This window comes from Bacillus sp. 7_6_55CFAA_CT2 (assembly GCF_000238655.1).
In the GTDB taxonomy this organism is placed as follows: Bacteria; Bacillota; Bacilli; order Bacillales; family Bacillaceae_G; genus Bacillus_A; species Bacillus_A cereus.
Window position 1 is genome coordinate 816834 of sequence record NZ_JH414709.1, and the last position, 13475, is coordinate 830308.

Genomic DNA, 13475 nt, shown 5'->3' on the forward strand with positions numbered 1-13475 from the left:
TTTTCTTTTTTATTAGGGGTAAGGTATTCTATGAGATTCATAGAAGCCTTATTACATTTTATTATATAGAATATATTGGAATAAATGTTTATATTTTTCATAAAAATTGTGAATATTTTATGAACTTTATACTTATTGCATGTTTATACCGCTATTAGTAACGTGTATGACTCTCAAGTGAAAATTCAGTGAATGTAAGGAGGAATTCAAGTTACTAGACAATAAGTGAGGAATCAACGAAATATATACTAATTAAAGGTATATTCAGTATATATATTCTTTTCTTATTTTAATTGAAAAATAAAATTTGTTCGAATAATTATTCTACAGCTATATACCTACACTAGCTTTCTTCGTATAATGGAGAAGTATGAATTTTAGATTTGTATTAATTTTACATATTGAGGTGAAAAAGGAATGAATTCGCGGCTAATGGAACTTATTGATGTGAGTACAATAGAAACCATGGCAGAACAATTTTATAAATTAACTAATATATCACATCAACTTCTTGATGCTGAAAAAGAATGTGTTTTTTCATTCGGAATGAATGAGATAAAAAAGAGTAAACTTCCAAAGATTGAAATCCCCATTTTCTTATACAATCAACATTTAGGATTCTTTTGTTGTATGGTCCAAAAAAAGTGAAATTTTCAGTTGTCAAAAATACTTTGAAATGCTCTCAAGTTTAATTTTAGATGGCGCAATAAAAGTATTTCAAAGTAAAAGTACAACGTTGCTTTCTCGGAAAGAGGAGGAACTACATACGATTTTACAAAACATGCCTGTTATGGTCGATGCGCTTGATTATAATGGAGATTTTGTTTTGTGGAATCGAGAATGTGAAATTGTAACAGGTTATACCGCTGAAGAAATAATTGGAAATCCAAATGCACTGCAATTATTGTATCCTGATTATAATTATCGCCATCAAATACAAAAGAAATTTTTAACTTGTGGAAAAAATTTCAGAGATTGGGAAATGCACTTAACATGTAAAAATGGTGAAATCAAAACAATAATGTGGTCGAATATATCAGAACAGTTTCCTGTAACAGGATATAGTTATTGGGCTGTTGGTGTAGATATTACACATTTAAAAGCGATAGAAGAGCAGTTAAAACAACAAACATCTGAACTGGAATTAATTTTTAAAGCTTTACCAGATTTATGTTTCTTAACAGAAGATGATGGCACAATTATAGATTACAAGGCAGGATCTCCTACAAAGTTTTACGTACCCGCAGAAGCTTTTATGGGAAAAAAGTTTTACGAAGTATTACCATCTTCAGTAGCACAGCAGTTTCAGGAAGCCATTAATCAAGTGAAGGAAAAAGGAACGAATGTAATTATAGAATATCCACTCACACTTAATGGAAGTATTGATTTCTTTGAGGCTAGGTGCTTACCATTATTACATGATAAAATTATGATTATTGTACGCGATATTACAGAGAGAAAAAAGACAGAAGAATTGCTAAATAAATCAGATACGCTTGCAGCAATTGGTCAATTAGCAGCTGGCGTGGCTCATGAAGTAAGAAATCCTTTAACTGTAATTAAAGGTTTTATACAGTTATTTCAAATTAATAAAGAAGATCAAGAAAAATATTTTGATCTTATGCTCTCTGAAATTGAAAGGATAGAAGCGATCCTGCAAGAATTTCTGGCAATTGCTAAAACAGATGAGATAAATACAGAAAAGAAAAATATTTATCAAATTTTTAAAAATGTCGTATCGTTAATGAATACAAAAGCAATTATGACAAATATTCAAGTTGAACTATTTACGGATGACAAAGATATAATTATTGAATGCTCAGAAAATCAATTGAAACAAGTATTTATTAATATTTTGCAAAATTCAATCGAAGCTATGCCAAATGGTGGGGAAATTTCAATTCACATAAAAGAAATAAATGATGATGGTGTCATCATTCATGTAATAGATGAAGGAATAGGAATACCTGAAGAAAGAATTAAGAGATTAGGTGAACCTTTTTATAGTACGAAAGAAAAAGGGACTGGTATTGGATTAATGTTAAGTTATAAAATTATTGAAAGTCATCAAGGGACAATTAGTATCATGAGCGAGGTTGGTGTCGGGACAACAGTAACTATTTACTTACCGAAAGTACTAAGTAAACAATCTCTTTCTAATTGTGACGACAAATGTATAGCAATACGCACTAGTAGTAATTCTTAAATCAATTAATACCCAATAACAAAGCGATTAGTGAAAACTAAGCTTTTTGTTATTGGGTATTTTTTATATTTAATTTAGTAAACTTTACCTTTTCTTTACCTTTGTTTTAATTTCTATTAAGTTTTAAACATTATATTAATATTTGTACAAAGCAATGTATAGAAATTGTACATTACTTTTAATATAGAAATGTGATTATTATTTGAAATATTGTAAGGAGGAGATTATGACAAGGTGAAAAAGCAAGAGAAGAAAAGTGGTAGAGTAGTACCTCTCCGGTTAAATATTTTATTCCTTTGTGTATTTTTATTATTCTCTGGCATTATTATTCAGTTAGGGAAAGTGCAAATTTTTGATGGAGAAACATATAAAAATGAATTAGAGAAGAGAGAAAATGCAACCGTGGGCCTTTCTGTACCACGTGGGAAAATATTTGATCGTGAAGGAAATCCAGTAGTTGATAATAAGTCTTTACGTACGATTACATATACAAAGGTGAAAGGTGTAAAACAAGAAGAAATATTAAAATCAGCAAGACAACTTGCAGATATTATTGAAATGCCACAAGAAGATATAGATAAGTTAACTGAGACTGATAAGAAAGACTTTTGGATGCAATTGAATCCAGAACTGGCTCAAGACTTAGTATCAAAAAAAGAAATAGATAAGTTCCGAGATAAGGATATTACCGGAAAAGAGCTAGACAAAAAAATAGAACATTTAAAAAGGAAACGCGTTACAGATAAAAATCTTCAAGAACTAACGGCTAAAGATATAGAAGTGTTAGCTATTAAAAGTAAAATGACCTCAGGTTTTCAAATGGCACCTCAAATTATTAAAAAGGACGTTAGTGAACAGGAATATGCGGTGATTAGTGAAAATTTAGCGAACCTTCCAGGAGTAGACGCATCAGTTGATTGGGAGAGAATCTATGTAAATGATGGATTATTCCGTTCTGTCCTTGGTAACGTTTCAAATGCTGATGAAGGATTGCCCCGTGAACGATTAGATTATTATTTAGTGCGTGATTATAGCCGAAATGATAGGGTCGGCAAAAGTTATATCGAACAGCAATACGAAGATGTACTTCATGGTACAAAAAAAGAAGTAAGAAGCATTGCTAATAAACAAGGAAATACTATTAGAACGGAAACGGTTTCGGAAGGAAAAAGCGGTAAAAATTTAACTTTAACAATAGATATGGAATTGCAAAAAAAGTAGAGGAGAGCATAGAAAAAATATTAAAACAATATAAAGGATCAGAATCAATGTTAGACCGTGCTTTCGTAGTGATGATGAATCCTAAAAATGGCCAAGTATTATCAATGGCTGGGAAAAGGCTTGTAGAAAAAGACGGGAAAATGGAAGTAGAAGATTATGCTTTAGGCACGCTGACAAGTTCATATGAGCTTGGATCAACGGTTAAAGGTGCGACAGTGTTAACAGGGTTTGAAACAAATGCAATAACTCCTGGAACACATTTTTATGATGCACCTATGAAGTTTAAAGGAACTAAGGAAAAGAAGTCTTGGAAAAATTTTGGTGATATAGACGATCTAAGAGCGTTACAAGTTTCTTCAAACGTTTATATGTTTAATATAGCATTAAAAATTGCTGGCGTGGATTATGTAAAAAATAGTTCACTAGATATTAAACAAGAATATTTTGATAAAATGAGGTATTATTTCAGGCAATTTGGACTAGGTGTACAAACTGGTATTGATTTACCAAATGAAACTGCAGGGCAAATTGGAAAAAAAGATAATCAGCCTGGTTTCTTATTAGATTATTCTATTGGGCAATATGATACGTATACACCACTTCAGCTTGCACAATATATTTCGACTATCGCAAATGGAGGATATCGAATGAAACCACAAATTGTTCAAGAGATTAGAGAACAAACCGTTCAAAAAGATGAGGTTGGTAAAGTAGTACAATCAATAGAACCCGTTGTTTTAAATAGAATCGATATGAAACAAGAATATATTAATCAAGTAAAAGAAGGATTTAGAAAAGTATTTCAAGAAGGAGATGGAACAGGAGTAAGAGCGTTCCAAAAAGCACCATATAAACCAGCTGGTAAAACAGGGACCGCACAAACTGTATATGGTGGAGAAAATGCAATTGGGCGAAATGCGAAAGGCGATCGTAGAGAATGTTATAACTTAACATTAGCTGGATATGCGCCATATGATGATCCAGAAGTAGCATTTTCTGTTGTAGTACCGTGGGTTGAAAATGATAAATCGGGCATTAACTCCGATATTGGAAAAGAAGTTTTAGATGCTTATTTTGATTTGAAAAATAAGCGGTTAACTGGTGAAGCGCCAAAAACAGATGCCTCTAAAGAGAATTAAAATGTACGAAACGTCTCTAGCATTCCTGTGAACTAGAGGCGTTTTTATCTGGGAATAGATTAGAAATGAGGTATATATGAAGCTGTTTATTCTAAAATATTGGAGGAACATATGTAGCTACATATTAATTATAATAGGGGTTATTTTTATTAATAAGTCCTTTTTATTTTGTATGGTAGAAGGAATTTCGATGCAACCTACTTTGAATGAAAAAGATTATATACTTGTTAATAAGGTAAACGTCTGTTTATCGTCTTTTCATCATGGAGATGTTGTCATTATAAAAAAAGAAGACGAGCCTACTTACTATGTGAAACGAATTATTGGATTATCGGGGGATAATATACAACTAAAAAAGGATAAGGTATTTATTAACGGTAAAAAGCGTGATGAGTCGTATATACATTTAGATATGTCACAAGTATCCAATCGTTTTTCAAATTTTAGAGAAATAAAAGTTCCTACGCATAAATTATTTGTGTTAGGTGATAATCGTAATCATAGTAAAGATAGTAGGAATACACTTGGACTTATTGATGAGTCAAATATAATAGGTAAAGTAGAAATGGTATTTTATCCATTTGATCATATAAAATGGATAAAATAATTCTATTAACTATTCACGTTTTATAAAATCAATCATATATTAATAGCATAGGACAAGCAGAAAAGCTTGTTCTAACCTCACAGAACACTCCTTATCACGGTTAGGCATCTACATAGGTAGATGCTTTTTTTATGTTGATGACTGAAAATTATTTATCAATATAATGTAGCAAGCATATTAGGACTATTAGGGGAAGATTACTTGTACAAATAACAGTATGCTTAATTAAAACAATGCAATGTAAGGAGTGAGGAATAAGTGCTAAATATTTTAGTGGTTAATTTTCCAGCAGAGGGACATGTAAACCCTACATTAAATTTAGTAAAAGCTTTTACTAAACGAGGGGATAACGTACATTATATTACAACGGCAAACTTTAAGGATAGAATTGAAGATTTAGGAGCTACTGTACATATTCATCCGGATCTATTAAAAGAGATTTCTATTGATGCTGAAACCTCATCTGGGTTAAATGCTTTCTTTCATGTGCATGTTCAAACTTCTTTATATATATTAGAAATTACGAAACAATTATGTGAAAGTATAAATTTTGATTTCGTAATTTATGATATATTTGGCGCAGGAGAGTTAGTAAAGGAGTATTTACAAGTTCCAGGTGTAGTGTCCTCACCTATATTTTTAATTCCGCCAGAATTTTTGAAGACATTACCTTTTCATCCAAATGCAGATATGCCATTCCAACCAGAGGAAATCTCTGAAAAATTACTAAATCAGATGGAACATAAATTTGGAGTAAAACCAAAGAATAATCTTCAATTTATGAATAATAAGGGTGATGTTTGTCTCGTATACACAAGTCGCTATTTCCAACCTAATAACGAATCGTTCGGAGAAAATAACATTTTTATTGGACCGAGTATTTCAAAGCGTAAAACAAATATAAAGTTTCCACTGGAATCACTTAAAGAAAAGAAAGTTATTTATATTTCAATGGGAACACTGCTTGAAGGACTCGAACCATTCTTTAATACTTGTATTGATACTTTTTCAGATTTTGATGGGATAGTTGTAATGGCAATTGGTGATAGAAATGATATTTCTAAAATTAAGAAAGCACCAGATAATTTTATAATTGCTCCATATGTACCTCAATCAGAAATATTAAATGAAGCAGATGTTTTTATTACACATGGCGGTATGAATAGCGTACACGATGCCATTCATTATAATGTCCCATTTGTAATAATACCGCATGATAAAGACCAGCCAATGATAGCGCAAAGATTAACTGAGCTTGAAGCGGCACATAGACTATTGAAAGAACATGTTAATGTGCACACTTTAAAAGAGGCCGTAACAGATGTTCTTTCAAATGAAAAGTATAAACATGGTATAAGAAAACTTAATGATAGCTTTTTAGAATGTGGTGGTTCAAAAGAAGCAATTGCAGTTATTGAATCTCTTTTAAATAAAGTAAAACTTTAATCGGTAGGGATTTTACTACCCATAAATAGCGGGATAAATAGTCGTAACTGTATACAAGCATAGAGGTTCTCACCTTTATGCTTGTATATTCTTATCCAGCAAATTGCACAGCAGTATTTGCGTGTAAAAAAGCAGTATCAAAAACGGGAACAGTAAGATCATTTTGGGAGATAAGTAAAGGTATTTCAGTACAGCCTAATAATATACCTTCAGCGCCGTTTTGAATTAATGATTTTGTAATTTGTAATAACTTTTCTTTAGATGTTTCTGAAATGATCCCTCTACTTAATTCATCTAATATGACATGGTGGATAAAGGTTCTTTCCTCTTCATTTGGGATAATTGTCTCAATGTTATATTTCGCTAATCGTGATTTATAGAAATCTTGCTCCATCGTTTGTTTTGTTCCTAATAGTCCGATACGTTTTATACTCTGTTCTACCATTTCTTTAGCACTTACATCACCAATGTGAAGAAGCGGGATAGATATTGCTTGTTCTACTTCCTCGGCAAATAGATGTACGGTATTTGAACACATTAATAAACATTCAGCCCCAGATTTTTCAACTTTCTTTGCAACTGTAACTAGTTCATTTTTCACTTCTTCATATTGATGGTTTTGTAATAAAGTAGTTACTTCACCAAAGTCCATACTATATAAAACTAACTTTGCATTTTGATCGTATTGAGAGAGTGTAAGTGTATTAATATGTTTATAGTATAATGATGTAGATTCCCAACTTAATCCTCCAATCAAACCAATAACTTTCATAATGCATTCCTCCCGAAACGATTTTGAATTTATTATTTCATAATTCCGATAAGAATACAATGATTTAAATGATCTATTTAACGAAAAATAAAAATAGTAAGAAAAGTGTTGAAATTTACATTCTTTAGTGCCATAATACGAATTACAAATTAATACTTATCCAGAGAGGTGGAGGGAACGGCCCTAAGAAACCTCAGCAACCCCTATGCAATTTTATAGGAAGGTGCTAATTCCGCAGAGGACACGATGTGTTTTTTGAAAGATAAGAGGATTCTTGAACGTGAAAGAAAATGACCTCTTATGTAAGAGGTCATTTTTTTGTTGTATAGAAAGGGAGTGTCGATGCATAATTCATTTTTAAATTAAATATAGAGTAATAAAAGTTGACTAATATGAGAGGGGAATTGTCATGAACAAATTATCAACAAAGTTAGTAGTAGCAATCGGTATTGGAGCAGCATTATACGGGATATTAGGACTTTGGGGATTTTCTATTGCACCGAATACATTTATTAAACCAGCATTAGCTATATTAACTGTTTTTGGAGCATTATTTGGTCCAGTGGCAGGACTGTTAATCGGACTTATCGGTCATACCGTAACAGATACGATTGCTGGATGGGGGATTTGGTGGGGATGGGTTATTAGTTCAGGTATTATTGGTTTTTCAATGGGGCTTATTCAAAAAAGAGTTGGTTTTAGTGTGAAAAACGGGTCATTTAAGAAGGGGGATATTTCTTATTTAGCAATTACTGGGCTAGTTGGTATTGTCATTGCTATTATATTTGCTGGGGCATTCGATATTATTGTGATGGGGGAACCATTTGACAAAATTGTTATACAAGTATTAGGAGCAACAATTTCCGATGTCATCGTTTTCTTAGTACTTGGATTGCCACTTACAATTGGTCTGGCGAAATCCAATAAGAAACATACACATTTAAAAATTGAAAAGTAGGGATGTCAACATGCAACCAATTATTTCGTTTGAACAATTCACCTTTCAATATGGGCATGCTGCGCAGCCTACTTTAAGTGATATTACCTTTCATATATACCCTGGGGAAAAAGTGCTAATTGCTGGACGAAGTGGTTCAGGAAAGTCGACATTAGCTCATTGTATAAATGGGCTAATCCCATTTTCTTACGAAGGGAATAGCACAGGTAACGTTTTAATTGCCGGTAAAGACCCGAGGGAAGGAAGTATTTTTGAACAAAGTAAACAGGTAGGAACAATTTTGCAAGATCAAGATGCTCAATTTATTGGTCTGACAGTAGAAGAAGATGTAGCTTTTTATTTAGAAAATGAATGTGTAAAGCAAGATGACATGAAAAAGATTGTTTCGGACTCATTAAGAAAGGTGAAGATGCATACGTTTCATAAACAAAGTCCACATGAATTATCAGGAGGTCAAAAGCAAACAGTTTCTCTTGCTGGTTTATTAACAACAAATGCGGATATATTATTGTTCGATGAACCGTTAGCTAATTTAGATCCACTAAGCGCCTTACATACGATAGAACTTATGAAAGATATACATGAACAATATAATAAAACGATTGTCATTATCGAACATAGAATAGAAGAAATTTTAAAACTGGATTTAGACAAAATTATATTAATTGATGAAGGTAAAGTCATTGCGATAGGAACACCAAAAGAAATCTTAGCGTCAAATATATTACCACGTATCGGCTTAAGAGAGCCTATTTACATCGAAGCATTAAAGAGATTACATTTTGATAGTAATAATGACGTAATATATCCAATGGAAAACCTTCAAAAAGAAAAGGTAAGCAACGTTATAAAAGAGTGGATGGAGAAACAAGTCATATTAAAAGGGAATACTAAAAACAAGGAATTACTTAAAGTGGAGAATTTATCATTTTCATACTCTAATAAACAAAAAGTATTAGAAAATGTAAACCTTTCAATATATGAAGGAGAAATTGTGGCACTGTTAGGACATAATGGAGCAGGGAAATCAACATTAGCTCATAGTCTTATAGGCATAAACAAAATGAAAAATGGGAAAATCTTGTTAAAAGGTGAAGATATTAGTTCTTGGTCTATTCGTAAACGTGGGGAAATCATATCTTACGTGATGCAAAATCCAAATCATATGATTACACAGCCTACTGTTTTTGAAGAAGTTTCATTTACATTAACATTACATAATTTTTCTAAGGAAGAAATTAAGAATAGAGTAGAAGGAACTTTAAAAATTTGTGGTTTATATCCATTTCGTAATTGGCCAATTCAAGCACTAAGCTATGGGCAAAAGAAGAGATTAACAATCGCATCTGTATTAACAACAAATCCTAAACTTATCATATTAGATGAACCGACAGCGGGACAAGATTATTATCATTATAAACAATTTATGTCGTTTATTAAAAACTTGGCTAAAAAGGGAATTTCATTTGTTTTTATCACTCACGATATGAATCTCGCGCTAGAATATACAGACCGTGCAGTAGTTCTAAATGAAGGGAAAATTATTGCGGATAATACAGTGTTTGATGTATTAGGCGATCAAGAAACGTTACAAAGAGCCAACTTAAGAGAGAGTTCTTTAACCAAGCTTGTTAAATTTAGTGGGATTGCATGTCCAGAAAAATTTATGGAGCTTTATTTAGACAGTAATAGGAGGGAGGAAGGTGCATAGTACATATTTTCATCGTATGGATGGGGTAGTGAAATTGTTTTTATTTATTTTTTGTATGACGCTTACTTTTTTGTTTTTTGATTTTCGGGTGTTGCTAATATTATTTATTATGGGGTGTATCGGACTCAGCGTTGCTAAAATTCCATTTCGTAAAATTTTAATTGTTTTTAGTGTCATATTTACATTTAGTTTATTAAACTCTGTCATGATTTTATTTATTACACCAACTCATGGATCTGAATTAACTGAATCATATACCGCGTTTTTACATGTTGGATATGCAACGATTACATATGAAACATTATTTTATGCAGCTACACTTTCATTAAAGTATTTTACGTTATTACCATTTACACTTCTTTTTATTTACACGACAGATCCAAGCGAATTTGTAAGTAGCTTAAGTAAACTTGGTATTCATTATAAGATTACTTATGCAATAAATATTGCACTACGTTATATTCCTGACATCCAGTCTGAGTATAAAATTATTAAACACGCGCAAGAAGCGAGAGGAGTGGCTTTTGAAAAAGGAGAAGCAAGTTTATGGGTTCGTATGAAGAACCGTGTTTTAATTTTCTGGCCACTAATCATTCATTCTCTAGAAAGAATAGATACGGTTTCAAATGCAATGGATTTAAGAGGATTTGGAAAGAAGGATAAACGTACATGGTTTTATACAAGTAAGGCGAAACGTGAAGATTTCATCGCTTTATTTGCCGGTATTTTCATATTTATTGTTGCGGTATATTTAAAATTAAACGTATTTCAAAACTTTTGGTATCCATTTAAAAGCACTCTTTAAACGAGTGCTTTTACTTATTTTTATGTAGACATGCTCAAAAAAGGGATATATACATAATGTATAATACGAACCAGTTAAAATGATCAACTACCTATTAGTTTTCAAACCAAAAGGAGGAGAAAATATGAGTTACGGTGGTTCTTGTGGTTTTGGTGGAGGTTTCGCTTTATTAGTTGTGTTATTCATTCTATTAATAATTGTAGGATGCAGCTGCTGGGGCGGAGGATACTAATTTTTAATTAGTCTTCACAAATGTAAACTAAAAAAACATTGAAGATACTTATGTATCGAAACAAATAAAAAAGGAGCGACTATGCTCCTTTTTTATTTGTTTTAATGCGTATTCTTACTATATTTCGGGAACGTAATCGTTAAAGTCGTTCCTTTACTAACGATACTTCGGATTTTTAAACTTCCATGCATCGTCTCAATAATCTTAACAGCAACCATTGTACCTAAACCGGTTCCTTTTGTTTTTGTACTAAAATACGGTTCACCGAATCGATGTATTTGCTCCTGTGACATTCCAACTCCGCTATCTTCAATTCGTATTTCAACTTTACTATTATTGATAGATGAGGAAATATTTAAGGTACCACCATTAGGCATCGCTTCAATACTGTTCTTTATTAAGTTTAAAAAACATTGTTGAAAGTGCTGTTTATTACCAACAATGGTTGCCTCAGAAAAATCCTGTGTAATATGTATCGTATTCATATTACACAATGGCAATATCATATTAATAACCCGATTTAACTCTTGTTTTATTGAAATTTGATCTAATTTTTCTGGAGCAGGTTTGGCAAACGTTAAATAATCATCGATAATTTCTTGGGCACGATTTAACTCTTCAAGTATATGTTTAATATATTCGTCTCTTGACTCAGGAGTTAAATTCGGTGTTTTTAAAAGCTGTGTAAATCCTTTTACAACCGTTAAGGGATTCCTTACTTCGTGCGATATACTTGCAGCGAGTTGGCTAACAATCTCCATTTTTTCCATTTTAATTAATTTTGAGCGCATTAATACAGCATCTTTAATAACTTCATTTATATAAACAATAAATAACATTAAAGTAGTCGGTAATACCATGAAATAAATAATATACAAATTATTCACTTCAAAATCTGATAAGGTTAATACAATTAAAGTTGTAAATATTGCTAGGAAAAAGGTTAAAAACATGGAAAAAGTTACTTTAAGTTTTCTATTATATGTATTAAATTTTGAAGATGCGAGTGCTGTAACGATGAACATTATTCCGTAAACAACAACTGTCAGCATGTTAAAGCCATAAAATAAAAATCTCGTAATTAATAAAATTGTAAACAATATGATACCGACAGGGAATCCACCATAAAGCGTACCTATTATGACCGGAATTTGTCTTAAATCATGAATACAACTTTCATCCATATAGATAGGGTATCGCATACATAAAATAAGCGGGATACTAGAACAAAGGGTGATCAGTAGTATTTTATATTTCTTTAAATAGTGCCGGCTATCATATATGAAATAAAAAACAAATATACTACATAAAATGTATAGAAGATTATTTAATACGTTTTGATTAATATAAACAAAGTCCATAATATTTGCCTCGTTATTCTGAATTTCCTTTTCATATGTATTATACATGATAACATGTGTTAAGCTGCACGAAACTTGTTAATAAAATTCACTTGTTTTCGCGGTATTTCTAGAAATAATATTTTATTTAACTGCTAGATTTAAAGCTGCTTTTATTATCCAATGCAATAGGAGTATGGAATTATTTAAAATACCATTATCTAGTGCTGATTTATACTATTCTTGAATGTGCATAACATTTAATTTCTGAAGTGCAATCATTCCTATGTTAGTTATAACATGGTGGGGCATGTTGCTACTATAAGAAACGTAGATATTCTTTTCTATACGTTTCATTTTAATTTCTAACCACTGAACCAGATAGTCTTTTAAAGCAAGCTTAGACGGCTCCACAAAAGTCCCTTTATTTAACTCCGTAATTTTTTTCGTCTTCTTTTTTGTCTTATAACCAGTAAACCACTTTTATCTTCTTTTTACTGTCTCTGGATCAGGACCGATATCAATAATGATGCAATATTTATTTCCTCTTTTTCGTATATGTCCTTTCACTTAAAACACTCCTTCATTTGTTTTGAATCATGTTGTATAAAGTCTAGTTGTAATTTTGCTGCTATGAAAATTACATAGTTGGACATATCAGCGATGGATATATTTTACCATATATAAACTGAATTGATTATTTAATATATTAGTTGTTTTTTTACAAAAGTTAATTTTATAAAATGATTTTGTATATTTGAAGCAATATTTTTATTTAAAACACCTTATTTGGAATAGTACATCTTGTATATATCATATTTTGTACAATTAATATTTTCTTATTTTAGAAATGATTTTAATTTGGAGTGAGATATATGGAGAGGAAAAGAATGGGAAGGATTAACTTTAAAAATCCATCTGCTGATTCACTGGATTCGAGTTTAATAGGACCGACATTGCCACCGATTTCTTCATTTACTCTACCAACGGGAATAAGTGGAGCAACAGGTCCGACAGGTCCAACGGGAGCAACTGGAA

General features: G+C 31.5%; 9 protein-coding genes, 3 pseudogenes and 1 riboswitch. Of the genes and pseudogenes, 9 read left to right on the top strand and 3 right to left on the bottom strand.

Annotated elements, in window-relative coordinates:
* Nucleotides 1–417: 417 nt before the first annotated feature.
* From HMPREF1014_RS13175 to HMPREF1014_RS13190, 4 genes and pseudogenes are all read left to right on the top strand, one after another.
* Nucleotides 418–2206: pseudogene (locus tag HMPREF1014_RS13175) on the top strand (PAS domain-containing sensor histidine kinase).
* A gap of 234 nt (nt 2207–2440) precedes the next feature.
* Nucleotides 2441–4566 (top strand): annotated as a pseudogene (locus HMPREF1014_RS32130) (peptidoglycan D,D-transpeptidase FtsI family protein).
* Nucleotides 4567–4642: 76 nt separating this feature from the next.
* Entirely contained in the window at nt 4643–5173 is a 531-nt protein-coding gene (lepB, locus tag HMPREF1014_RS13185) for a signal peptidase I (protein WP_009326990.1), read from the top strand.
* A 258-nt stretch (nt 5174–5431) separates the two neighbouring features.
* Nucleotides 5432–6619 carry a macrolide family glycosyltransferase gene (locus tag HMPREF1014_RS13190; protein ID WP_000932165.1) on the top strand — a complete coding sequence of 396 codons (1188 nt, stop codon included), beginning with the start codon at nt 5432–5434 and terminating at the stop codon, nt 6617–6619.
* 91 nt (nt 6620–6710) lie between these two features.
* Here the strand turns inward: HMPREF1014_RS13190 and HMPREF1014_RS13195 are convergent, their stop codons facing one another.
* Complete coding sequence (locus HMPREF1014_RS13195; protein WP_000864399.1) at nt 6711–7391, bottom strand: aspartate/glutamate racemase family protein; 681 nt, start codon at nt 7389–7391, stop codon at nt 6711–6713.
* Nucleotides 7392–7544: 153 nt separating this feature from the next.
* A riboswitch (SAM riboswitch) is annotated at nt 7545–7660 on the top strand.
* Between the two features lie 140 nt (nt 7661–7800).
* Here HMPREF1014_RS13195 and HMPREF1014_RS13200 point away from each other — a divergent pair.
* The 4 genes from HMPREF1014_RS13200 to HMPREF1014_RS29990 all read left to right on the top strand — a co-directional run bounded on the left by HMPREF1014_RS13200 (nt 7801) and on the right by HMPREF1014_RS29990 (nt 11097).
* Nucleotides 7801–8349, top strand: coding sequence for an ECF-type riboflavin transporter substrate-binding protein (locus HMPREF1014_RS13200; protein WP_001038208.1), 549 nt, complete (start codon nt 7801–7803; stop codon nt 8347–8349).
* A gap of 10 nt (nt 8350–8359) precedes the next feature.
* Entirely contained in the window at nt 8360–10060 is a 1701-nt protein-coding gene (locus HMPREF1014_RS13205; protein WP_001182507.1) for an ABC transporter ATP-binding protein, read from the top strand.
* Nucleotides 10053–10865: an energy-coupling factor transporter transmembrane component T family protein gene (locus tag HMPREF1014_RS13210; RefSeq protein ID WP_000556381.1), complete on the top strand. Its 813-nt coding sequence runs from the start codon at nt 10053–10055 to the stop codon at nt 10863–10865. The genes HMPREF1014_RS13205 and HMPREF1014_RS13210 overlap by 8 nt, the downstream gene beginning before the upstream one ends.
* A 124-nt stretch (nt 10866–10989) precedes the next feature.
* The gene (locus HMPREF1014_RS29990; protein ID WP_000120182.1) at nt 10990–11097 is read left to right on the top strand and encodes a YjcZ family sporulation protein; all 108 of its coding nucleotides are present in this window, start codon (nt 10990–10992) and stop codon (nt 11095–11097) included.
* 101 nt (nt 11098–11198) lie between these two features.
* Here HMPREF1014_RS29990 and HMPREF1014_RS13215 read toward each other — a convergent pair whose 3' ends face one another.
* Nucleotides 11199–12458 carry a sensor histidine kinase gene (locus HMPREF1014_RS13215; protein WP_002098330.1) on the bottom strand — a complete coding sequence of 420 codons (1260 nt, stop codon included), beginning with the start codon at nt 12456–12458 and terminating at the stop codon, nt 11199–11201.
* A 126-nt stretch (nt 12459–12584) separates the two neighbouring features.
* Nucleotides 12585–13007, bottom strand: a pseudogene (locus tag HMPREF1014_RS32455) (tyrosine-type recombinase/integrase); the annotation flags it as partial.
* A gap of 320 nt (nt 13008–13327) precedes the next feature.
* Between HMPREF1014_RS32455 and HMPREF1014_RS30000 the strand changes: the two are divergent.
* Nucleotides 13328–13475, top strand: a 148-nt coding sequence (locus tag HMPREF1014_RS30000; RefSeq protein WP_009326991.1) for an exosporium leader peptide-containing protein, incomplete at its 3' end; no start/stop codon positions are given.

Bases quoted from the DNA above. Each gene is read 5' to 3' on its own strand.
- HMPREF1014_RS13215 (WP_002098330.1), bottom strand. From the start codon at position 12,458: ATGGACTTTGTTTATATTAATCAAAACGTATTAAATAATCTTCTATAC.
- HMPREF1014_RS13205 (WP_001182507.1), top strand. From the start codon at position 8,360: ATGCAACCAATTATTTCGTTTGAACAATTCACCTTTCAATATGGGCAT.
- HMPREF1014_RS13195 (WP_000864399.1), bottom strand. From the start codon at position 7,391: ATGAAAGTTATTGGTTTGATTGGAGGATTAAGTTGGGAATCTACATCA.
- lepB (WP_009326990.1), top strand. From the start codon at position 4,643: ATGAAGCTGTTTATTCTAAAATATTGGAGGAACATATGTAGCTACATA.
- HMPREF1014_RS29990 (WP_000120182.1), top strand. From the start codon at position 10,990: ATGAGTTACGGTGGTTCTTGTGGTTTTGGTGGAGGTTTCGCTTTATTA.
- HMPREF1014_RS13200 (WP_001038208.1), top strand. From the start codon at position 7,801: ATGAACAAATTATCAACAAAGTTAGTAGTAGCAATCGGTATTGGAGCA.